This window comes from Arcobacter defluvii (assembly GCF_013201725.1).
GTDB classification, from domain to species: domain Bacteria; phylum Campylobacterota; class Campylobacteria; order Campylobacterales; family Arcobacteraceae; genus Aliarcobacter; species Aliarcobacter defluvii.
In genome coordinates, this window is the sequence record NZ_CP053835.1 from 304,484 (window position 1) to 326,202 (window position 21,719).

Annotated in this window: 23 protein-coding genes; 19 read left to right on the forward strand and 4 right to left on the reverse strand. The window is 25.5% G+C overall.

What is annotated here, in order from left to right; translation table 11 throughout:
• Window positions 1-3 precede the first annotated feature (3 nt).
• From ADFLV_RS01600 to ADFLV_RS01645, 10 genes are all read left to right on the forward strand, one after another.
• Entirely contained in the window at window positions 4-396 is a 393-nt protein-coding gene (locus tag ADFLV_RS01600) for a tautomerase family protein (protein ID WP_014473023.1), read from the forward strand.
• A gap of 23 nt (window positions 397-419) precedes the next feature.
• Window positions 420-773 carry a CidA/LrgA family protein gene (locus tag ADFLV_RS01605; RefSeq protein ID WP_129010309.1) on the forward strand — a complete coding sequence of 118 codons (354 nt, stop codon included), beginning with the start codon at window positions 420-422 and terminating at the stop codon, window positions 771-773.
• On the forward strand, window positions 763-1,476 hold the full coding sequence (locus ADFLV_RS01610) for an LrgB family protein (RefSeq protein WP_014473025.1): 714 nt from the start codon (window positions 763-765) through the stop codon (window positions 1,474-1,476). The genes ADFLV_RS01605 and ADFLV_RS01610 overlap by 11 nt, the downstream gene beginning before the upstream one ends.
• A gap of 86 nt (window positions 1,477-1,562) precedes the next feature.
• Window positions 1,563-1,877 (forward strand): ArsR/SmtB family transcription factor, encoded by a 315-nt coding sequence (locus ADFLV_RS01615; protein ID WP_014473026.1) that lies wholly within the window; start codon window positions 1,563-1,565, stop codon window positions 1,875-1,877.
• A gap of 2 nt (window positions 1,878-1,879) precedes the next feature.
• On the forward strand, window positions 1,880-2,236 hold the full coding sequence (locus tag ADFLV_RS01620) for a gamma-glutamylcyclotransferase family protein (protein WP_014473027.1): 357 nt from the start codon (window positions 1,880-1,882) through the stop codon (window positions 2,234-2,236).
• Window positions 2,237-3,487 (forward strand): arsenic transporter, encoded by a 1,251-nt coding sequence (locus ADFLV_RS01625; RefSeq protein WP_129010310.1) that lies wholly within the window; start codon window positions 2,237-2,239, stop codon window positions 3,485-3,487. It begins immediately after the preceding gene.
• A gap of 11 nt (window positions 3,488-3,498) precedes the next feature.
• On the forward strand, window positions 3,499-3,900 hold the full coding sequence (locus ADFLV_RS01630; protein WP_129010311.1) for an arsenate reductase ArsC: 402 nt from the start codon (window positions 3,499-3,501) through the stop codon (window positions 3,898-3,900).
• Window positions 3,901-4,863, forward strand: coding sequence for a permease (locus ADFLV_RS01635; RefSeq protein ID WP_129010312.1), 963 nt, complete (start codon window positions 3,901-3,903; stop codon window positions 4,861-4,863). It abuts the gene before it with no gap.
• 8 nt (window positions 4,864-4,871) lie between these two features.
• Window positions 4,872-5,111, forward strand: a complete 240-nt coding sequence (locus ADFLV_RS01640) for a thioredoxin family protein (protein ID WP_129010313.1) — start codon at window positions 4,872-4,874, stop codon at window positions 5,109-5,111.
• Window positions 5,112-5,127: 16 nt separating this feature from the next.
• The gene (locus tag ADFLV_RS01645; protein ID WP_206731463.1) at window positions 5,128-5,454 is read left to right on the forward strand and encodes a YnfA family protein; all 327 of its coding nucleotides are present in this window, start codon (window positions 5,128-5,130) and stop codon (window positions 5,452-5,454) included.
• A 17-nt stretch (window positions 5,455-5,471) separates the two neighbouring features.
• On the opposite strand, the gene ADFLV_RS01650 is transcribed toward ADFLV_RS01645, so the two are convergent.
• The gene (locus tag ADFLV_RS01650) at window positions 5,472-6,962 is read right to left on the reverse strand and encodes a SulP family inorganic anion transporter (RefSeq protein WP_129010314.1); all 1,491 of its coding nucleotides are present in this window, start codon (window positions 6,960-6,962) and stop codon (window positions 5,472-5,474) included.
• Window positions 6,963-7,134: 172 nt separating this feature from the next.
• On the opposite strand from ADFLV_RS01650, the gene ADFLV_RS01655 reads away from it, so the two are divergent.
• From ADFLV_RS01655 to ADFLV_RS01685, 7 genes are all read left to right on the forward strand, one after another.
• Complete coding sequence (locus tag ADFLV_RS01655; RefSeq protein ID WP_129010315.1) at window positions 7,135-7,773, forward strand: MerR family transcriptional regulator; 639 nt, start codon at window positions 7,135-7,137, stop codon at window positions 7,771-7,773.
• The gene (locus tag ADFLV_RS01660) at window positions 7,773-8,126 is read left to right on the forward strand and encodes a hypothetical protein (RefSeq protein WP_129010316.1); all 354 of its coding nucleotides are present in this window, start codon (window positions 7,773-7,775) and stop codon (window positions 8,124-8,126) included. Before ADFLV_RS01655 ends, ADFLV_RS01660 begins: the two co-directional genes overlap by 1 nt.
• Before the next feature lie 12 nt (window positions 8,127-8,138).
• The gene (locus ADFLV_RS01665) at window positions 8,139-8,789 is read left to right on the forward strand and encodes a CDP-alcohol phosphatidyltransferase family protein (RefSeq protein ID WP_129010317.1); all 651 of its coding nucleotides are present in this window, start codon (window positions 8,139-8,141) and stop codon (window positions 8,787-8,789) included.
• The gene (locus tag ADFLV_RS01670; RefSeq protein ID WP_014473037.1) at window positions 8,789-9,721 is read left to right on the forward strand and encodes a phosphatidate cytidylyltransferase; all 933 of its coding nucleotides are present in this window, start codon (window positions 8,789-8,791) and stop codon (window positions 9,719-9,721) included. The genes ADFLV_RS01665 and ADFLV_RS01670 overlap by 1 nt, the downstream gene beginning before the upstream one ends.
• 1 nt (window position 9,722) lies before the next feature.
• The gene (locus tag ADFLV_RS01675; RefSeq protein WP_129010318.1) at window positions 9,723-10,349 is read left to right on the forward strand and encodes a lysophospholipid acyltransferase family protein; all 627 of its coding nucleotides are present in this window, start codon (window positions 9,723-9,725) and stop codon (window positions 10,347-10,349) included.
• A gap of 12 nt (window positions 10,350-10,361) precedes the next feature.
• Window positions 10,362-13,844, forward strand: a complete 3,483-nt coding sequence (locus ADFLV_RS01680) for an acyl-[ACP]--phospholipid O-acyltransferase (protein WP_129010319.1) — start codon at window positions 10,362-10,364, stop codon at window positions 13,842-13,844.
• A gap of 88 nt (window positions 13,845-13,932) precedes the next feature.
• Entirely contained in the window at window positions 13,933-14,676 is a 744-nt protein-coding gene (locus ADFLV_RS01685) for a CRISPR-associated endoribonuclease Cas6 (protein WP_014473040.1), read from the forward strand.
• A 10-nt stretch (window positions 14,677-14,686) separates the two neighbouring features.
• Here the strand turns inward: ADFLV_RS01685 and ADFLV_RS01690 are convergent, their stop codons facing one another.
• Both ADFLV_RS01690 and ADFLV_RS01695 read right to left on the reverse strand, forming a co-directional pair.
• Window positions 14,687-17,227 carry a [protein-PII] uridylyltransferase family protein gene (locus ADFLV_RS01690; RefSeq protein ID WP_014473041.1) on the reverse strand — a complete coding sequence of 847 codons (2,541 nt, stop codon included), beginning with the start codon at window positions 17,225-17,227 and terminating at the stop codon, window positions 14,687-14,689.
• The gene (locus ADFLV_RS01695) at window positions 17,224-17,976 is read right to left on the reverse strand and encodes a sigma 54-interacting transcriptional regulator (RefSeq protein WP_014473042.1); all 753 of its coding nucleotides are present in this window, start codon (window positions 17,974-17,976) and stop codon (window positions 17,224-17,226) included. The genes ADFLV_RS01690 and ADFLV_RS01695 overlap by 4 nt, the downstream gene beginning before the upstream one ends.
• A gap of 195 nt (window positions 17,977-18,171) precedes the next feature.
• Between ADFLV_RS01695 and ADFLV_RS01700 the strand changes: the two genes are divergently transcribed.
• Window positions 18,172-19,929 carry a sensor histidine kinase gene (locus tag ADFLV_RS01700; protein WP_129010320.1) on the forward strand — a complete coding sequence of 586 codons (1,758 nt, stop codon included), beginning with the start codon at window positions 18,172-18,174 and terminating at the stop codon, window positions 19,927-19,929.
• Window positions 19,930-19,945: 16 nt separating this feature from the next.
• The gene (locus ADFLV_RS01705) at window positions 19,946-20,713 is read left to right on the forward strand and encodes an ATP-binding protein (RefSeq protein ID WP_014473044.1); all 768 of its coding nucleotides are present in this window, start codon (window positions 19,946-19,948) and stop codon (window positions 20,711-20,713) included.
• Between the two features lie 36 nt (window positions 20,714-20,749).
• On the opposite strand, the gene ADFLV_RS01710 is transcribed toward ADFLV_RS01705, so the two are convergent.
• Window positions 20,750-21,634, reverse strand: a complete 885-nt coding sequence (locus ADFLV_RS01710) for a hypothetical protein (protein WP_014473045.1) — start codon at window positions 21,632-21,634, stop codon at window positions 20,750-20,752.
• Between the last annotated feature and the right edge of the window lie 85 nt (window positions 21,635-21,719).

Genomic DNA, 21,719 nt, shown 5'->3' on the forward strand with positions numbered 1-21,719 from the left:
AAAATGCCTCATTTACAGTTTGAATTGAATAAAAAAGTATCAAATGAAACTAAAGAAGAGTTTGTAAAAGAGATAAGAAATAGTTTTGCTCAAATCATGGATACAAAAACAGATCATATTGCTATTAGTTTAAGAGAGTATGATAAATATAGTTTAACTATTGGAAGAGCAAATGTTACTGATGATATTTGTTTGATGAATCTTGATATAAGAGAAGGTAGAACAATTGAAAAAAGAAGAGAATTAGCTTTAAAATTTATGGATGTAATTAAAGATAACTTTGGAATAAATCCAAAAAATCAGTATATAACATTTACTGAACATAAAGGTGAAGATTTTCATTTAATTGAAAAATATTTAGCCACATGGCAAAGTGGAGAAGATCCACTTAATTAAAAGATAAATTCAAGGAAATAGATTTGTTAAAAGGTATTATAGTTTTATTAGTATTTCAATTTTTAGGGGAGTGTATAGCTAAATTCTTTGAGTTATTAGTTCCTGGACCTGTAATTGGAATGGTTTTATTGTTATTTTTTTTATTGATTAGAAAAGGAAGTTTTATAAGTCTTGATAATGCAGTTGCACTTCATTTAAGATATCTTCCATTACTTTTTATTCCTGCTGCAATGGGAATAATTACTCAAATAGATATTATTACAAAAGAGTTTTGGGCTATATTTATAGCTCTGTTTTTTGGAACTTTAATAGCTTTAGTTTTTGCAGCTAAATTTATGGATTTTCTAACTTCAAGGGTGAATAAAGATGAATTATGAAGCATTGACAAACTATATTAGTTCTACACCACTTACTTGGTTAATTATAACTTTAGCAGCATTTAAATTAGGAATAATAATTTATGAAAAGTTTAATAAACATACTTTATTACAACCAATTATTATAGCTTATGTGATTATTTTATCTTTGATTGTTTATACAAATACATCATTTGAAAAGTATTTTAAAAGTGTTGAAATAATTCATTTTTTCTTAGGCCCTGCAACAGTTGCACTTGCTCTTCCACTTTATAAAAATTTGAAATATATAAAATCACTTTTTTTACCAATAGTTTTAACTCTATTTATAGCTGGTGTTTTTTCAATAGTGATTGCAATTAGTTTACTTTATATTTTTGGAGCACATCTTCCAACTATTTTATCAATGACTACAAAATCTATAACTGCTCCAATAGCAATTATAACTTCAGAACAAATTGGAGCTATTCCTTCACTTGCTGTTGGTTTTGTTTTAATTACAGGAATTGTTGGAGCTTTATTTGGAACAATAGTGTTTAAAATTTTTAAAGTAAAATATGAAACTTCAAAAGGTTTTGCTCTTGGACTTGTATCACATGGAATTGGAACTGCAAGGGCAATAGAAATAAGTGAAAAAGCAGCAGCTTTTGCAGCACTTGCAATGGGTTTAAGTGGAATATTTACTGCAATTTTTCTTCCAATGGTAATTACTTTTTTTAAGTAATTACTATTTTTATAATTAATATATCAAGATATGTTGATATATTAATATTTTTATGTTAAACTTTCAAAAATCATCAAGGAGCAAGTATGGATATATTTTTAAAAACAGTTAGTGCTTTAAATGATGAGACAAGAGTAAAGATAATTAAGTTCATAAATATTTATGGAAAATGTTGTGTTTGTGATTTGGAAAACTCATTTGAAATGATTCAATCAAGACTTTCACGTCATCTAAAGATTTTAAAAGAAGCTGGATTTTTAAAACTAGAACGTGATGGAAGATGGGCTTATTATAGTATTCGTTCACCTTTAGATGAGTTTAGACAAAGTTGTATAAAAGAGATAATGACACTTCAAATAGAGTTGCCAACTCTAAAAAAAGTTTGTGAGATTAAGGAATAAAATTGAAAGAGACACTTTTTGTATATGGAACACTAATGCCAAATTGTCCAAATGCTTATGTATTAGAAAATATAGTTGGGAAATTTGTTCCTGCAACTGTAAATGGAAAATTAATAGATGCTGGTTGGAGTGCAAGTATGGGTTATCCTGGGATTAGGCTTGATGCTGGAAAGGATACTATTCATGGATTTTTATTTTATTCAGATAACCTTATAAATCATTGGGATAGTTTAGATGAGTTTGAAGGTGCCGAGTTTGAAAGAACAGCTGTAACAGTAGAAAGATTTGATGAAATTGAAGTTGATTCTTATATTTATACTTTAAAATCAGAGATTTTAGAAATGCATGAAGAAAAATAGATGTTAATTGCAAGTTTAATTTTTTTGATTACTTTGATATTTGTAATTTGGCAACCACGAGGTTTACAAATTGGAACAACTGCAATTTTAGGTGCAATTGTTGCTTTGATTTTTCAAGTTGTAAATTTTGATGATGTACTTGCTGTAACAAATATAGTTTGGGATGCAACTTTAGCATTTATTGGAATCATAATCTTATCTATGATTTTAGACGAAATAGGATTTTTTGAGTGGGCTGCACTTAAAATGGCAAAGTTTTCAAATGGAAATGGAATATTGATGTTTATCTATTCTATTTTACTTGGGGCTTTTGTTTCTGCACTTTTTGCAAATGATGGAGCAGCGTTAATTTTAACTCCAATTTTGTTAGCAAAAATGAGAATACTAAAACTAAATACAAAAACAATAGTTGCTTTTTTACTTGCAGGTGGATTTATAAGTGATAGTGCTTCTTTACCATTCGTATTTTCAAATCTAACAAATATAGTAACAGCGAACTATTTTAGTATTGGATTTGTGGAATACTTTTTTAATATGATAATTCCATTTATTGTAAGTGTAATCACTTCAATAGTTTTTTTATGGTTACTTTTACGAAAAGATATTCCCAAAACTGTGGATATAACTTTGTTAAAAGAGCCAAAAAGTGTAATCAAAAATATGAAACTTTTTTATTTTTCTTGGTTCTTTTTAGGTTTTTTATTATGTGCATATTTTTTAGGAGATGCTTACGATTTACCTATTTCTATTTTTGCTTTAGGTGGAGCAGTTATATTTTTAATAATTGCAACTATTTCAAAAACTGTAAAAGCAAAACATATTATAAAAGAAGCACCATGGCAAGTTGTATGGTTTAGTATTGGACTTTATATTGTTGTTTATGGTTTAAAAAATGCAGGATTGACAGATGAATTAAGTCAAATTTTACAATATCTTGCAACAAAAGGTGATATGGTTGCTGTTGTTGGAACAGGATTTATAGCTGCATTTTTAAGTGCAATTATGAATAATATGCCAACAGTAATGATTATGGATATAGCTTTAACTGATATTTCAAATCAAGCATTGATTTATGCAAATGTTATTGGGTGTAACCTTGGACCAAAAATGACTCCATTTGGTAGTTTAGCTACTCTTCTTTGGCTTCATGTTTTAGCAAAAAAAGGTGTAAAAATTAGCTTTTGGGAATATAGTAGATTTGGACTTATTATAACTCCTCCAGTTTTATTAATAGTTTTATTATCAATTTAAAAGGAAAAATAATGAATAAAAAAGTTTTAATTTTATGTACAGGAAATTCTTGTCGAAGTATTATAGCTGAAGCTTTGATTAATGCTAAATTAGATGGAATTAGTGCAGATAGTAGTGGAGTGCGAGCAAGTGGAAAAGTAAATCCAAATGCAAAAAAACTTCTTGAAGAAAAAGGAATTTGGAAGGAAGAGTATCACTCTAAAACACTTGATGCAGTAATTGACAATGATTATGATTTAATCGTAACAGTTTGTGACCATGCAAATGAAACTTGTCCAATGTTTCCAAAACCAATCAAAAAAATTCATGTGGGATTTGAAGATCCAGATGGAAAAGGTTTTGAAGCATTTGAAGAGACATATAAAGAGATAGAAGAAATTTTACTTCCAAGAATTATAGAGGCTTTGAAATAGATGTTTGATTGGCTTGCAAATTTAACTTCAATTTTTGTATTTAATATTTTAGGTCTTGTAAAAAATAGTCATTTAGGTGAATCATTAAATTTCTTTATTTACGACACAATTAAAATTTTTATATTATTAATCTCTATTATTTATATAGTTACACTTTTAAGAAGTTATTTTCCTATTGAAAAAGCAAGGGATTATATAAGTGGTAAGCATAAAATCGTAGGACATATACTTGCAGCAATTTTTGGAGTAATAACTCCATTTTGCTCATGTAGTGCAATACCTCTTTTTTTAGGATTTTTACAAGCAAGAATTCCTTTAGGAGTTACATTTTCATATTTGATTTCTGCACCACTAAGTGATGCAGTTGTAATTGCAATGTTGTTTTCACTCTTTGGTTGGAAAATTGCTTTATTATATGTGGGAATAGGTCTGCTAATTGCAATAATCTCAGGTCTTGTAATAGGAAGTATGAATCTAGAAAAAGAGGTTTTAATAGAAGTTAAACCTATGAATAACTGTTGCAATAGCTCAAATAGTGATGAAACTTTATTTAAGCAAAGATTGAAAGAATCTTGGGAAAATACAATTGATATATTTAAAAAGATTTATCTTTATGTAATTATTGGTGTTGGAATAGGAGCATTTATTCATGGCTATATTCCAGCAGATTTTATAAGTACTTACGCAGGTGGAGATATTTGGTATGCTCCAATAGTTGCAGTTATTATGGGAATTCCAATGTATTCAAATGCTGCAGGAATTTTACCACTTGTTGAGGTTTTAACACAAAAAGGAATGTTATTAGGAACAGCGTTATCATTTATGATGGCTGTTGTTGCTCTTAGTCTTCCTGAAGCTATGATTTTAAAAAGAGTTTTAAGTATAAAACTTATTTCAATATTTTTTGGAATAGTTGGAGTTTCTATTTTAATAACAGGTTATTTATTTAATACTATTTTATAGGAGAAAAAATGAAAATAGAAGTTTTAGGAACAGGATGTTCAAAATGTAAAGCTTTAGAAGAAGCTGTGAAACAAGCAGTTGCAAAAATTGGTGGTTTCCATGAAGTTAAAAAAGTTGAAGATATAGTTGAAATAATGAATTATGGTGTAATGAGTACACCAGCACTCGTTGTTGATGGAGTTGTGAGAAGTAGTGGAAAACAGCTAAATGTTGAGGATATTGTAAAAATATTATCAAATAATAATTAAGTTTTGAAGGATATTCTTGATAAAAGAGTTTAGTTTATATTTTTTAGCAGCTTTTTTTGAGATACTTGGTTGTTATAGTTTTTGGGTTTATTTTAAACTTGGCAAAAGTTATTGGTTTTTAATTCTTGGAGTTTTTTCTTTGATTGCTTTTGCTTATGCTTTAACACGAGTAAATTTAGAGTTTGCTGGACGAGCTTATGCTATTTATGGTGGAATTTATATTGTTTCATCTTTACTTTGGTTATATTTTGTGGAAAAACAAGAGTTTAATAGATGGGATTTATTAGGTTCTTTTGTCGTTTTAATTGGAGTTTGTATTATACTTTTGGGAAATCAAAAATAGAGAAAAATTTCTCTATTTTAATGACCACCCATAACTTTTTCTATCTCTTCTGGTTTATCATGAATTCCAAATCTATCAATGATAGTTTTACTTGCTTCATTTTGTCCTATAACTTCAACTTCTTTACCTTCTTTTCGCAGTTTAATTACTGATTTGTCTAAAGCATAAACAGCTGAAATATCCCAAAAGTGAGCTTTTGAAACATCAATGATAACTTTTTTAATATCTTCTTTGAAATCAATCATTTCATAAAACTTATCAGCACTATTAAAAAATACCTGCCCTACAAATTTATAAGTTTTTATTGTTTTATTTTCATTATAAAAAGTTTCATTGTACATAAAGTGTGAAATCTTATTTGCAAAAAATAAAGAAGCAAGTAAAACTCCTGTGATTACTCCCATAGCAAGATTGTGTGTATAAACTGTAACAAAAACTGTTGATAACATTACAAGATTTGTTGAAATTGGAAGTGTTTTTAACTTTTTTACTGAAGCCCAATTAAATGTACTAATAGATACCATTATCATAACAGCAACTAATGCAGCCATAGGAATAATAGAAATTATATCACTTAAAAATACAACCATTATCAAAAGTAAAAAACCGGCAATAAAAGTAGATAATCTTCCTCGACCTCCTGATTTGAAGTTGATAATAGATTGTCCAATCATAGCACAACCTGCCATTCCACCAATACAACCTGTTGCTATATTTGCGATTCCTTGACCTCTGGCTTCTGTTTGTTTATTACTTTTAGTATCTGTTAAATCATCAATAATGGTTGCCGTCATAAATGACTCTAAAAGTCCAACGATTGCTAAAGCAAAAGAGTATGGGAAAATGATTTGTAAAGTTTCAAAATTTAGAGGAATTTCTGGAAATAAAAATATTGGTAAAGTGTTTGGTAATTCACCCATATCTCCAACATTTCTCACATCCCAACCAACAAAATATACAAATATAGTAAGAACTACAATTGTTACAAGAGGAGAGGGTAAAAGTTTTCCAATTTTTGGAACATAAGGAAATAGATAAATAATACCAAGACCAACAGCAGTTAAAGCATAAACATGCCATGTTACATTAGTTAGTTCAGGTAATTGAGCCATAAAAATTAAGATTGCTAGCGCATTTACAAATCCAACAACAACAGCACGTGCAACAAAACTCATAAGTTTATGAATACCAATATATGATAAAAATATTTGAATTACACCAGTTAAAAGTGTAGCAGCTAGAAGATATTGTAATCCATGTTCTTTTACTAATGTCACCATCACAAGAGCCATAGCACCAGTAGCTGCACTAATCATCGCAGGTCGTCCTCCCACAAATGCAATAACAACTGCCATAGAAAATGAAGCATAAAGTCCAACTTTTGGGTCAACTCCTGCAATAATAGAAAAAGCAATTGCTTCAGGGATAAGTGCAAGTGCAACTACAAGACCTGATAAAAAATCAGCTCTAATATTTGAAAACCACTCTTTTTTCATGGTTTGGTACATATAATTCCTTAATAATGATTATTTTTTATTTTGATAGATAATCAGATTTTATCTAATAAGTGGTTAATAGTTGATAAATAAAAAGTAAAGAGTTAAACTCTTGACTTTTTAAATTAATTTTTATAAACTTTCAAAAGTAAAGAGTTTAACTTTATACTTTAAAGGAAAAATTATGAAAATAATAGAGAATAAAAACTATTATAAAATGTCAGAATTGGTTGATTTAACAGCTTTAAGTAATCATACGATTTCATTTTATGATAAAAAAGGTTTATTACCAAACACTTTAAGTACATCAAAAAATATGAAATATTATCCTGAAATCACAATAACAGTTTTAAATCTAATTAAATACTTCAAAGATAACCTAAATTTTTCAATTGATTACATAAAAGAACTTTTTGATTATTACAAAATAAATTTTGATGACAGATCAGATTTAATTTTACAATCAATTCAAATGTTAAGTAATGAGATTAAAAACCCAGTTTTAAAAAAAGATTTAATAAATCAAAATATAGAAGAAGCTATAAAACTTGATTTATTAGATGATAAAGAAGTATATTTTAAAACAGAAATAGAAGTTTTAAACACTTTCAATGAGTTAAGAAAATATGACATCTCAACGGAACTTATAAGTGAATATGTAAATACAAGTAAAAAACTTGCATTACTTGAAAAAGAGTTAACAAGTAAAGTTTTAGAAAAAAATGGATATTTACCTGAGGTTTTAGTTCTTGATATACTTAATTCATTTAAACCTTATATTTTCAATCGACATACTATTATTGAATTTAAAAAGGCTAGATAATGAAAAAAGAGAAATATATATCAGCAATTTTTGCTTTTATTTTATGGGGAACTTGGTCGTATTTTATAAATATAAAAGATGAAAATAGATTTGTTTCATCTTTTTTTCAAGGAATAGCTAGTTTTTTAATAACAATTTTTATGGTTCATTTAATAGTTTTTTTTAACAGATTATTTATAAATAGTTCAGCTTATGTTGTTGCAATATTAACTGTAATGATTACTTCAAGTATAGTTTTTATAGGACATTTATTGATAAATACACAAAATATTTTTTATACTATTGCACCAACAGTTATAGTTTCCTTACTATTTTCTGTTTTTATGGCAAAAAAAGTATCAAAAGTAAATTAAGAAAGGGAAAATATGGAAAATAATAACAGAAGACCACTAAAAGTTAGAGGAAGTGTTTGGAGTCAAAAGTTCGCAAGTTATTTAAGCAAAAAGGATATTACTCCAAATCAAATATCAATAGGTAGTATTGTAGCTTCTTTTATAGCTTCAATTTTTATATTGTCAATTTCAAATGATAATTTTTTTACTATTTGGATTTCACCAATATTAGCTGCATTATTTATACAAATGAGGTTATTATGTAATTTATTTGATGGAATGGTTGCACTTGAAGGTGGTAAGAGTACAAAATCAGGGGAGTTATTTAATGATATTCCAGATAGAGTTTCTGATAGTTTACTTTTTATAGCTTTAGGATATTCAATAGCAAATATTTCTTTTGGAATAGAACTTGGATATTTAGCAGCACTTTTTGCAGCTTTAACAGCTTATGTAAGAGTTTTAGGAGCAAGTATGCAAGCTGGAAGTTGCTTTAAAGGACCAATGGCAAAACAACATAGAATGGCTATTTTGACAACAGCTTTAATATTAACTCCATTTGAATTTTCATATTTAAATTCAGATTATATTTTAACTGTTACTTTATTTATCATAACAATTGGTTCATTTTTAACAATAATCAATAGAACAAAAACTATTTACAACACTTTAGAAGGAAAATAATGTTTGATATTGCACAAAATTCATTGTATGCAATGGCTTTTACCATTGTTGTTTTAGTTATATCAACTTTGATATATCAATACAAAAAAGTTAAAAATCCAAATAAGGATTTTAATGAATTAGGATTAAGAATAAAATCTTGGTGGTGGATGATTGCTATTGTTTTTTTAGCATTAAGTATTAGTCTAAAATCTGCTTTAATATTTTTTGCTTTTTTATCATTTCTAGCTCTAAAAGAGTTTTTATCAATTGTTTCTGTTAGATATGTAGATAGAAGAGCAATCTTCTGGGCTTATTTATCTATTCCTTTGCAATATTATTGGATTAGTATTGGTTGGTATGGAATGTTTATAATTTTCATTCCTGTTTATCTGTTTTTATTTATACCTATAAGATTGGTTTTAATTGGAGAAACAAATGGTTTTATAAAATCAGCAAGTATAATCCAATGGGCAACAATGTTAACAGTTTTTAGTATAAGTCATATAGCTTATCTTATGGCATTGCCAGTTCATAATAGTTTAGCTGGAAATATCGGTCCAGTTTTATTTTTATTGATAATGACACAGTTTAATGATGTATCACAATATGTTTTTGGAAAATTATTTGGAAAACATAAGATTATTCCAAAAGTTAGTCCAAATAAAACATGGGAAGGATTTTTAGGAGGAGTTTTTAGTGTTACATTAATTTCTGGAATAATTGCACCTTATTTAACACCTTTAGATATGTATTATGGATTTATTGCAGGATTTATTATCTCTTGTATCGGATTTTTTGGAGATGTTGTAATCTCAAGTGTAAAAAGAGATATCGGAATAAAAGATACAGGTACATTTATCCCTGGTCATGGTGGGATTTTAGATAGAATTGATAGTTTAATGTATACAGCACCAGCATTTTTCCATTTTTTATATTATGTGAGTTATTAATATGAAAAGAGTTATTAAAATTTTATTTTTTGCTTTTATAGTAAAACCTATTGTATTTGTTATTTTAGGATTAAATATTAGAGGAAGAGAAAATCTACCTTTAAAGGGTGGAGCTGTTATTGCTCCTAATCATAATAGTCATTTAGATACTTTAGTAATTATGAGTCTATATCCTTTGTCTATGATAGATAAAATTCGTCCAGTTGCAGCAGCAGATTATTTTATGAGAAATAAATTTATATCTTGGATTTCAACTTATTGTATAGGAATAATTCCTTTAGATAGAACGGGTGCGAGTTCCCAAGAAGAGTTATTTAAAAAGCCACATGAAGCTTTAGATAATGGAGATATTTTAATATTATTTCCAGAAGGAAGTAGGGGAAAACCAGAACAAATGACAAGATTAAAAAAAGGGTTATATTATTTATTAAAAGATAAAAAAGATATACCTATTACTCCTATAGCAATGCAAGGTTTAGGTAATTCTTTACCAAAAGGAGAAGCTTTATTTGTTCCTTTTAATTGTCAAGTATTTATAGGTGAGCAAATCAGTATTCCAGAAAATTCTCAAATATTAAATGAAAATTTAAAAGAATTTTTTGAAACAAATTTAAATCAATTTAATTAAATAGGATAACTAATGACAAAAATAAATAATCTTTTATCAATAAAAATTGCATTTTTATTTGTGGTTTTTTGTAATGCTGTCGTTGATGTTGCTCATAAAGTATTACTACAAAATATTGCTTTCAAAGTTTTTGATGGAACAACACAAGTAATTTGGATTTCAGTAATCAATGCAATGATTATAATCCCATTTTTACTTCTATTTACTCTAAGTGGATATTTATCTGATAAATATAATAAAAAAAATATTATGGTTTATGGGGCTTTATCCTCTTTTTTATTATCAGTTTTGATGATAATTTCATATATGAGTGAAAATTTTTATTTTGCAATGTTCTCTTTAGTTTTATTGGCTGTTCAAAGTGCCATTTATTCTCCAGCTAAATTTGGTCTTATTCTTGATATTTATGGTAAAAAAAATCTTTCACGTGGAAATGCTGCTTTACAAGCAATTTCAATAATTGCTATATTATTTTCAATTGGTGTTGCATCTTTTGTTTTTGAAAATTTTTACAATGTAAATAATCTTCAAAATTTAACTTCAAAAGAAGAACTATTAACTGCAATTTTGCCATTGACTTACTATATATTACCAGTTGCTTTTTTAGAAATGGTTGTTTCATTTTTATTTTTAAGAAGAATAAATACAGTTTATGTAAAAGATGAAAATTTGACTTTAGACAAAGATGAATTTTTTAAAGGTAAGTTATTAGTTAAAAATATAAGAACGATTTTTTCACATGATGTGATTTTTTTATCAGTTATAGGCTTATCTGTATTTTGGGGAGTTTCTCAAGCTACAATGGCTGTTTTCCCATCTTTTGTAAAACAATATTTAAATATTACAGATGTGTTTTTAATAAATGGAGTAATTGCAGCTTCTGGAATTGGAATAGCTATAGGTTCAGTATTATATTCAAGAATATCAAAACATTATATTGAAGTAGGAACTATTCCTTTAGCATCTTTTGGTATGGCTTTTTCTTTATATGTTTCAACAGTTGTTCAAACTCCATTTTTATTGGCAATTTCATTTTTGATGTTTGGAGTTTTTGGTGGAATGTTTGTTGTTCCATTAAATGCTTTAATTCAATTTAATGCAAAGAAAAAGGTTTTAGGAACAATATTAGCAGGAAATAATTGGTTTCATTCTTTATCTATGTTTTTAATGCTTTGTATGACAACAATCGTATCTTATTTTGATTTAGATCCATTAAAAACTATATATTTAATATTACTAATAATTGTAATAGGAACAGCATATACAATTTATAAATTACCTCAATCTTTGATTTTACTATTCTTAAAAAGTATTGTGGGATTAAAATATAAATTAGAAGTTGATGGAATAAAAAATATACCTTCATCAGGAGGAGTTTTACTTTTAGGAAATCATATTTCTTGGCTTGATTGGGCAATAATTTTAATGGCAGTTCCAAGAGAAGTTAAGTTTGTTATGGATAAAACAATTTATAGCAAATGGTATATAACTTGGATACTAAAAATGTTTAAAGCAATTCCTATATCAAATGCTTCAAGTAAATCAACTATTCAACTTATTGCAAATGAGTTGGACAATGGTAGTGTTGTTGTACTTTTCCCTGAAGGAAGTATTACAAGAAACGGACATTTAGGGGAGTTTAAAAAAGGTTTTGAAAAAGCATTAGAGTTGACACAAACAGAGATAAAAGTTATTCCTTTTTATATTAGAGGACTTTGGGAATCTATGTTTAGTAGAGCTAATAAAAAGTTCAAAAAATCAAAGAAAACTAATAGTGTTACGGTATCTTTTGCAAGAAGTATGACGAAAGAAAGAGCAAATATTGTTAGTGTAAAAAAAGAGGTTTTTGAATTATCTTCAAAATCTTGGAAAGAGCATATAAGAAATCTAAAACCTTTAAATGAAACTATATTTGATAGATTAAAAGAAGTTTCTTCAGAGATTGTTTTTGCTGATTCAACAGGTTTAGAGATGACAGGAAGTAAGTTTTTAACTGCATCAATACTTTTTAAAGATTTATTGAAAAAAGAGATAAAAGGTCAAAATATAGGTCTGTTAGTTCCCTCAACTGCCAGCGGTGCATTTATAAATTACACAGTATTAATGATGGGAAAAACAGCAATAAATCTAAACTATACAAGTGAGATAAACTCTTTAAAATCTTCTATTGAATTAGCAGAAATAAAAACAATAATAGCTTCAAAAAAATTTGTTGAAAAACTTGAATCAAAAGGTATAAATATAAAAGAGATTTTAGAATTGGTTGAGGTAATTTATTTAGAGGAATTAAAAACTAAGATTTCTAAAAATAAAGGCTTATTTACATATTTAAGTGTTAAATTTTTACCTGCTTGTATTTTAAAATCGATACATTTAACAAAAACAAATAAAGATGACACGGTAATGATATTGTTCTCTTCTGGAAGTGAAGGAAAACCAAAAGGTGTAGAACTAAGTGGTGATAACATTTTAGGAAATGCACAACAAATAGCAAATATTATAAATGTAAGTAATGAAGATACAATAGTAGGTTCTTTACCATTATTTCATGCTTTTGGAATAGTAGTTACAACATATTTACCATTAATTGAAGGTATAAAATGTGTTGCTCATCCAGATCCAACAGATGGATTAGGAATTGCAAAATTAGTAAGTTCTTATAAAGCAACAATAATGTGTGGAACTTCAACTTTCTTTAGATTATATGCAAAAAATCAAAAAATTCATCCTTTGATGTTTGAGAGTTTACGACTAGTTGTTGCAGGTGCTGAAAAATTACGAGAAGATGTAAAGTTTGAGTTCAAAAAAAGATTTGGAAAAGATATTCTTGAAGGTTTTGGTGCAACTGAAACTTCACCAGTTGCAAGTTGTAATCTTCCTGATGTTTTAGCTTCTGATTTTACTGTTCAAGTTGGGCAGAAAACAGGAACAGTTGGTATGGCAATTCCAGGAACAACAATTAAAATTGTAAATCCAGAAACATATAAAGAATTAGAACCAAATGAAGAAGGAATGATTTTAATCTCAGGTATTCAAGTAATGAAGGGATACTTAAAAAATGAAGAAAAAACAAAAGAAGTTTTAAAAACTATAAAAGGAAAAACTTATTATATAACTGGAGATAAGGGAAAAATTGATGAAGATGGTTTTTTAACTATAGTTGATAGATATTCACGATTCGCTAAACTTGGAGGAGAAATGATAAGTCTTGGTGCAGTTGAAGAGAAAATATCAAAATTATTAGATTTAAAAGATGATAGTTTAGTAGATTTTATTGTTACAAGTATTGAAGATGAAAAAAAAGGTGAAAAAATAGTATTGTTAATCTCCCATGTAAGTGAAGATTATATTTTAATATTAAAAGATAAAATATTAAAGAATTTTGAAAATAAATTAATGATTCCTACTGATATAAAAATTGTTGATGAGATACCAAAACTTGGTAGTGGGAAGAAAGATTTTAATGCTTGTAAGTTAAAAGCAAAAGAGTGGTGATTTTCAATTTCTAAAAAAGAGTCATTTGTGAGTCATTTGTTTGTTACAATTTTTTATTAACAGAAGAGATTGAAACAAAGAGTTTTAAATGAAAATATTTGAACTAAAATGCGAAGCATACTTAAAAAATTTTATTGAATTAAAAGAGAGCTTTGATGTATTGTCAAAATATATAAATTTTACGATATATCAAAGTAAAAGATTAGATCTTGAGAATAAAGATAAATCAATAAATAACTATTGTTTTAGTAATTTTTATCCAACAGAAAGTGATAGAATTTATAAAAAAGACAAAATATATAAATTTGTAATTAGAAGTATTGATAGAGAATTGATTAATGAATTAGAGATTTTACTTTGTAAAAATACAAATAATATCTTTCTTAAAGTTTTAAATGTACAAAAAAAAGTAATTGATCAATTTTTTATTCATGAATTATATAGTGCAACACCAGTTATCGTTTCTGATAAAAGAGATGAAAAGGGAAAACAACTTTTCTGGTCTTTACATTATAATGGAGATATATTGTCTTTACAAAAAAGACTTCATAATAATTTGGAAAAAAAATTAAAACAGTTTTATCAAGAAGATGTGAGTGAATCAACAAGTTTTATTCAAGAGATTGAATTAAAAAATCAAAAACCTCAATCTATTTATTTTAAAACTACAAAAGATAAAAAAGAGAAGATTGTAAGATTAATTGGTAATAAATTAAGAATTGTACCAAATAAAGATGTAATATCTCAAAAATTAGCTTTTTTATCTTTAGCAGTTGGTTTAGGTGAAAAAAGTAGTTTAGGTGGTGGATTTTGTTTGAGTAGAGGAATTTAATAAAACAGAATTATTCTGTTTTATCGCCTTTACATATTAAATCTATAATTTCATCTTGATTTGAACAGAAATTCCCATTTTTTTCAATTAAAATTAAATCTTTTGCATAACCTTTTAGAGTATGAAGTTTAGCACTTTCAATTTCAACATTAAAATCATCAAAGATTTTAGCTATATATGCAAATAAACCTTTTTGGTCTTTTGCAACTATATGCATAGATGCTAGATAAATAGTATGATTACAATCTATTTTTACATTTTCTTTTTTTATAATTGGAGTAATTAAATTTGTTGTTTTATTCATATCAAAAGAGTCTTTGATAATCTCTTCAATAAAATAAATGTCTTCATTATCAACTTTTTCAGAAAAAGAGATCTCAAAAGCTTTTTTATTATCATAAAGTTTAAAAATATTCATCGATGCAATATTTAAAAACTCTAATTTACCTAGTAAATATCCAAGATTAAGTGGAGATTTTCTGATAATTCTAATAGTAAGTTGTGCTTCATTTGTTATTTTATAAATATAGCTATCTACATCTTTTGCTTTTATTGCAATATCTAAAATATCTTCAGCTTTTAATCTTAAGAAGATTTGATTTGAAGCTATGTACATTATTTTCTTTTGTAAAATAGTTGGAAGTTCTTTATATCTTGGCAAATTTTTTATTGCATTTTGTTTTACGATTCTTCTTTTACTTTCATTTAAAAATTCTTCATCTTCAAATGCTGGTAATGATTGATAATATAACTGTTTTAATAAAGATGCTGTTGAACTATTGAAAATATTTTTCCCAACAGCTGAAATATCACAATAAGTAATTACGTACAACATTTTTAATGCATCTTTTGTTTTAATCAATCCAGTAAAGTTTAAAATAGTTTTTTCAGAATATATATCTTCATGAGTTGCCATATAAGACATCATATTATGATATCTAACTAATCTTGAACCTAATTTTATAAATTCATCATCAAAATCAAAAGATTTCATCATACTTTTAAATAATTTTTCTCCAACAATATGATGATCTTCTTTTCTTCCTTTTCCAATATCATGTAAGAAAGCAACCAATCTTACTATTATTTTTTGTTCATTTGTAAGTTCATCAAATATAGATTTAATAAAATCATTTTCTATATATTGAGCAAATTTTAGAGTTTTAATAGAATGAATATCAACAGGATGCGCATGATAACCGTCAAATTGTGGTAAATCAATCATCGTTTTTGTACTAGGTAGAACAGCTCTGAATAATCCAGCATTATAAATAAGTTTTATTATAGGATATAAATTTGTTTTACATAAAAGAGCTTTAACAGTTTTTTTTAACTCTTTTGTTTGAACCTTTGGAAGTTTCGCTTTACTTAAATAGTAAATATATGACCTATCAAATTTTTCTACATTTGCTGGTAATTCAATAAGTTCTTTAAGCATATAATTTAAAGATTGAGATTTTGCACTAAATGAACAATAAAGTTCATTGTCAATTATATAAAGATTTTTTTTATATCTTTGAGTTTTTAGTTTTGCTATATTTGATGCTTCAAAAAAAGCAACTCTTGTAAATTTTTTTACCATTGTTGCTGTGAAACTATGAATTATATGTAAACAAGAGATGATTTTTGACATACAAAGTCTATCTTTTGTATATCTTGATGTATTTTTAAATCCGAGTTTAGAACTTAAATCAGGTAATATATCAAAAGTTACTTGGTCTAATTTTTTTCTAGCAATATTATGTAAAGCATTTCTAACTTGAAAAATAAATTCTAAAGCTTGTCTATATTTTTTATATTCATCTTCTGTGAATTGAGTTCCAATTAAATCTTTTGTATTAGTAACTCCATATAAAATATTAGCCATCCAATACATCATATTTGCTTCTCTTATTCCACCATATCCATCTTTGATATTTGGTTCCATCTTTAGTGGATATTTTAGTAATCTTTGTTTATGTTCTTCAAGTTTGTCTAAAATGAACTCTTTTTGATTTGTTTTTCTAATGATTTTTAGAACATTTTCATAACTAAACCATAAAATCTTTGAACCATAAATCATCCTTGATTCTAAAATAGAACTTTTTATTGTTATATCTTCTTTTACTGCTTCTTTTATCTCTTTTAATTCATGAACTCTTGAACCGAGTTTTAATCCGCAATCCCAAGCTAAAGTTATAAATTCTTCCATAATATCTTTAAGATTATAGCCTTTGATATTTTCATATAAAATCATAATATCAATATCAGAGTAAATACATAATTGTTCTCTTCCATAAGAACCAAGGGCAATTAAAGAAATTGGAATTGATGTACTCATTGGTTGATGAGAACCAAAGTTTTTTCTTAAGATATATTTGTATAAAAGGATTAAAAATTTATCTGTATGTTTTGTGTGTTTTATGAAAAAATCTTTTCCACCCGTTGTTTCAACTGTTGTATCAATTGATTCTAAATAGTTTTTATAATATGTCTTAAAAACTTTTGAGATTTGAAAATCTGTAGCATTATTTGAAATTAACTCTTCAATTTGTAAATTAAGCTCTGTCATAATAAATCTTTATAAATTTCCAATTTTTTTCTTAAAGTAATTCTATTTAATCCCAAGTGTTTTGCCACTTGAACTTGTGATTTATATTTTTTTGTTGCAGCTTTAAGTAAAGGAACTTCAAAAATATATGATAAATCTTTATAAGAATTTTCTCCGTATAGATTTTCACTTATATATTTTTCTAAAAACATTAAAATCTCATGCTCACCAATTGTTTCAAAAAGATATGAAAAATAGATAGATTTTCTTAAACTATGAGTATTGTTTGAAATATTAATAATAAGTTTAGATTGTGGAATTAAAGGCATATCTAAAATAGAACTTGCCTCTTGTGAGAATTTATTTACTAAAGCTTTTGTATCTTCTTCTCTTTTTGCTAAAATAGGAATTTCTAAGTTAATCGAAAAAATATCTTTTAATTTTTGATTTAAATTCTCAGTTGGCGATATAGCAATAATTCTAATTGCATTTTCTTCAATCCATTTTAAAAATAAATCAATATTTGTAATTTCATTTATTTTATCTATAATTATTGCATCATTTTGCAAAGTTAAAACATCATCTGCAATATCTTTTTGTAAATTTTTTGCTTCATAAACTTCTGATTGGGGTAAAATATATTTAGCTAAAGATTTTTTTCCTACACCACTTTCTCCTAAGATTAAAGCATTTACTTCTACTGCTTGTAAAAGTTTTGCTGAATTTAAAATCTCTTTGGAAATACTATCTTTTGCTATATATTCTTGCATATTATATTACCTCTTTTAACTCTAAAAATTTGTAGATGATTTACCATTTATAAAATATTATACTGTATAAAAATGAAAAAAAAGTAAAAAAATGTATAAAAAATAAACAATTGTAATGATAATTTAAACAAATTATTATTTAATAAAGAATATGTAATACTCTAAATAATATAATAATAAATAAAAAGGTTCTATTTGAAGAAGAAAAGTAAATATATTTTAATAAATTTTTTTGTATTGATTTTTCTTTGTTTTATTACAGCTTTTGGTGGAATAGAATTTATACTTAAAAAAGAAAAAGAACTCTTAGAAGAAAAATATAATAGTTTAACAATTAATATAAAAGATAAAATTAATTCTTTAATTCTTTCAAAAAAGAATGCAACTTTAGCTATAACTCTTACTTTATCTGAAAATGAAAATATTAAAAAAATTATTCTAAATAAAAAAGAAACTAATTTTTATGATTTAAATAATTTAAGTAAAAAATTAAAAGATTATACAGATTTTAAAAATGTTTGGTTTCAAATTATCAATAAAGATGGAATTTCTGTTTATAGAAGTTGGACAGAAAATAAGAATGATGAAATAAAATTATATAGATTAGATTTGCAAAAAATATTGGAAGAACCAAAAATAAAAAATACAATAAGTGTTGGAATTTATGATATGACATTTAAATCAATTGTTCCTATTTATAAAAATAACGATTTTATTGGAACATTAGAAGGAATAACACATTTTAATTCTATAACAAAAGATTTAAAGGATATTGATAAAGTAGAACCAATAATTTTAGTTGATAAACTTTTTACAGAACAATTAAAACAAAATAGTTTTAGTAAAATATTTTTTAAAGATTATTATATTCCAAATGTTGATGTTTCAAAAGAATTACTAACTTATTTGGAAAATGAAGATATAAAAAAATTTTTGGAAATAAATAATTATGTAATAAAAGATGGAAAAATAATTACAACTTTCAAAATTTATCAAGACGATATAAAATTAGCAGATATTTTAATATTTAAAGATTTGAATTTAATTGATATATCAGAAATAACAAAATTTAAACAACATGCTTTTTTATATTTGATTTTATTTTTGATTCTTCTATGTTTGACAGTTTTGATTATAAGTTATTATATTTATTCTAAAAGGCTAAAAGAGTTAAATGAATATTTACAACAAACAGTTAACAATGAAATAATAAAAAATGATGAAAAAAACAAACTTTTATTTCAACAAAATAAAATGGCAGCAATGGGTGAAATGATAGAAAATATTGCCCATCAATGGAGACAACCTCTTTCTATTATAACAACTTCTGCTTCTTCAATAAAGCTAAAAAAAGAGTATGGAATTTTAGAAGAAAAAGAGTGTGAAGAATCTCTTAATTATATAATTGATACAGCAAATTATTTATCAAATACAATAGATGATTTCAGATATTATTTTTCACCTGAAAGAAGTGAGAATTTATTTAAAAGTAAAGATTTGATAGATAAAGCACTAAATATTGTAAAAATTTCATTTAATACTAATGAAATAAAGATTATAAAAGAGATAGAAGATTGTGAAGTTTTAACTTTTGAAAATGAGTTATTACAAGTGATAATAAATATATTAAACAATGCAGAAGATGAATTAATAAAAAAAGATAAGAATTTTGAAAAATATATATTTATAAAATTATTTAAAGAAAAGAATAATTTGAAAATTTCTATAAAAGATAATGCAAATGGAATAAATGAAGAGATAATAGATAGAATTTTTGAACCATATTTTACAACAAAACATAAAAGTAAAGGTACTGGAATAGGACTTTATATGTGTGAAGAAATAATCAAAAAGCATATGAAGGGGACTATTAGTGTTTCAAATGAAAGATATATTTATAATAACAAAGAGTATATTGGTGCAATGTTTGAAATAAATATTCCTCTATCATAATTTAAAGGAGTTACAAATGAAATGGAAAAAGAATTATGCAGCAATATATAGAGCTAAAAAAGAGTTATTAAAACCTGTAAAACATCTTGATAAAATAAAATTAGATGAGTTAGTGGGAATAGATACTCAAAAAGATGCAATTATTGAAAATACAAAAAGATTTCTAAAAGGATTGCCCTCAAATAATGTTTTACTTTGGGGAGCAAGAGGAACAGGAAAATCATCATTAATTAAAGCAATTTTAAACAAGTTTAAAAAAGATGGCTTACGACTTATTGAAATTGATAGAGATGATTTGGATGACTTGATTGAAATATCAGATTTGATAAGAGAAAAACCATATAAATTTATAATTTTTTGTGATGATTTATCTTTTGAAGAGGGCGAAAAAGGATATAAAGGTTTAAAAAGAATTTTAGAAGGTTCTATTGAAGCTCCAGCTTCAAACATAAAAATATATGCAACATCAAATAGAAGACATTTAATAACAGAATATCAAAAAGATAATGAAGGTACAAAAATTGGAAATAATGGTGAAATTCATTATTCAGATAGTGTTGAAGAAAAAATTTCATTAAGTGATAGATTTGGATTATGGTTATCTTTTTATCATGGAACGCAAGATGATTATTTAAAAGTTGTAGATTTTTATTTTAAAGATTGTGAGATAGATAAAGAAGAACTATATAAAGAAGCATTAAGATTTGCTCAATTAAGAGCAAGTAAAAGTGCAAGAACTGCAAAACAGTTTTATAACACTTATTTTAATAAAGAGATGAAATAATTTTAAAGTTAAGAAATTTATTTAAAAATAAATTTCTTAATTTTGTGAATCAGAAGATTGTTTATATTTTTTTGATGAAAAATATATAAATACAGTTAAAGAGATAAGAATTAAAGCAATTCCTGCAATTAAATAAAAAGCATTAATCATCTTATCATAATCATTAATCGCAATTTTAAATACGACAATTAAAGCTTCAATAGATAAAGCAATAATAATCGTAGTTAAAAATTTTGTTAATAATTTTGTTTCAACTCTTGAATTTTTTGAATATGATTTAAAAAATACTTCTTGTTCTAAAATAGTTTTAGCTAAATCAAAAATAGCTATACTTAAAGTTAACGCAATTATAGGTTTAAATATCATTTCTAATGCAATATCATGTTTAGAAAAAATATAAAGAATAAAATCGTATAAAGAAAATAAAATTGTTGCAAGAGCTAAAATCATCATTGAAAATCCTGCAAGTATATAGAAACCTTTAGTAACACTATGAAAAGGTTTATTTAATTCAATTAGATTTAATTTTTGTAATAATACATCAATTTGAAAATCTAAAAAAAAGATTTCATCTCCTTCTTTTATTGTAACCGTTACACAAGTACTTTTTGTTGCACTACTTATATATGGTTTTGAAAAAGCCATATTTGATTCTTTAAAATGTAATTTAGAAATTAGATGTGAACGGTCTTTATTTTTTGCACTTTCATCGACTTTATATCGATAAAAATTATTTGAAGTTTGGATTTTTGTCTCTTTATCTATAATATAAACAAGTTCAAGAGAAGGAAATATTTTATAAAGTTGTTTAAAATCATTTTTTTTGTGGATTGATAGATTTCCAATATTTTTTAAACTCTCTTGCAAAAAATATTCTATATCTTCTTGATGTTGCGTATAAGTTTCAAAAAATTCTTTCATAGTAATCCTGTATATTTTTTATTATATTATATAAAAGAATTTGATTAGTAAGTTAAAAACCATTGTATACTAACTAATCAGATGT

Coding starts and splice junctions, on each gene's coding strand:
- ADFLV_RS01600 (WP_014473023.1), top strand. CDS start 4: ATGCCTCATTTACAGTTTGAATTGAATAAAAAAGTATCAAATGAAACT.
- ADFLV_RS01610 (WP_014473025.1), top strand. CDS start 763: ATGAATTATGAAGCATTGACAAACTATATTAGTTCTACACCACTTACT.
- ADFLV_RS01615 (WP_014473026.1), top strand. CDS start 1,563: ATGGATATATTTTTAAAAACAGTTAGTGCTTTAAATGATGAGACAAGA.
- ADFLV_RS01625 (WP_129010310.1), top strand. CDS start 2,237: ATGTTAATTGCAAGTTTAATTTTTTTGATTACTTTGATATTTGTAATT.
- ADFLV_RS01630 (WP_129010311.1), top strand. CDS start 3,499: ATGAATAAAAAAGTTTTAATTTTATGTACAGGAAATTCTTGTCGAAGT.
- ADFLV_RS01635 (WP_129010312.1), top strand. CDS start 3,901: ATGTTTGATTGGCTTGCAAATTTAACTTCAATTTTTGTATTTAATATT.
- ADFLV_RS01640 (WP_129010313.1), top strand. CDS start 4,872: ATGAAAATAGAAGTTTTAGGAACAGGATGTTCAAAATGTAAAGCTTTA.
- ADFLV_RS01650 (WP_129010314.1), bottom strand. CDS start 6,962: ATGTACCAAACCATGAAAAAAGAGTGGTTTTCAAATATTAGAGCTGAT.
- ADFLV_RS01655 (WP_129010315.1), top strand. CDS start 7,135: ATGAAAATAATAGAGAATAAAAACTATTATAAAATGTCAGAATTGGTT.
- ADFLV_RS01660 (WP_129010316.1), top strand. CDS start 7,773: ATGAAAAAAGAGAAATATATATCAGCAATTTTTGCTTTTATTTTATGG.
- ADFLV_RS01665 (WP_129010317.1), top strand. CDS start 8,139: ATGGAAAATAATAACAGAAGACCACTAAAAGTTAGAGGAAGTGTTTGG.
- ADFLV_RS01670 (WP_014473037.1), top strand. CDS start 8,789: ATGTTTGATATTGCACAAAATTCATTGTATGCAATGGCTTTTACCATT.
- ADFLV_RS01675 (WP_129010318.1), top strand. CDS start 9,723: ATGAAAAGAGTTATTAAAATTTTATTTTTTGCTTTTATAGTAAAACCT.
- ADFLV_RS01680 (WP_129010319.1), top strand. CDS start 10,362: ATGACAAAAATAAATAATCTTTTATCAATAAAAATTGCATTTTTATTT.
- ADFLV_RS01685 (WP_014473040.1), top strand. CDS start 13,933: ATGAAAATATTTGAACTAAAATGCGAAGCATACTTAAAAAATTTTATT.
- ADFLV_RS01690 (WP_014473041.1), bottom strand. CDS start 17,227: ATGACAGAGCTTAATTTACAAATTGAAGAGTTAATTTCAAATAATGCT.
- ADFLV_RS01695 (WP_014473042.1), bottom strand. CDS start 17,976: ATGCAAGAATATATAGCAAAAGATAGTATTTCCAAAGAGATTTTAAAT.
- ADFLV_RS01705 (WP_014473044.1), top strand. CDS start 19,946: ATGAAATGGAAAAAGAATTATGCAGCAATATATAGAGCTAAAAAAGAG.
- ADFLV_RS01710 (WP_014473045.1), bottom strand. CDS start 21,634: ATGAAAGAATTTTTTGAAACTTATACGCAACATCAAGAAGATATAGAA.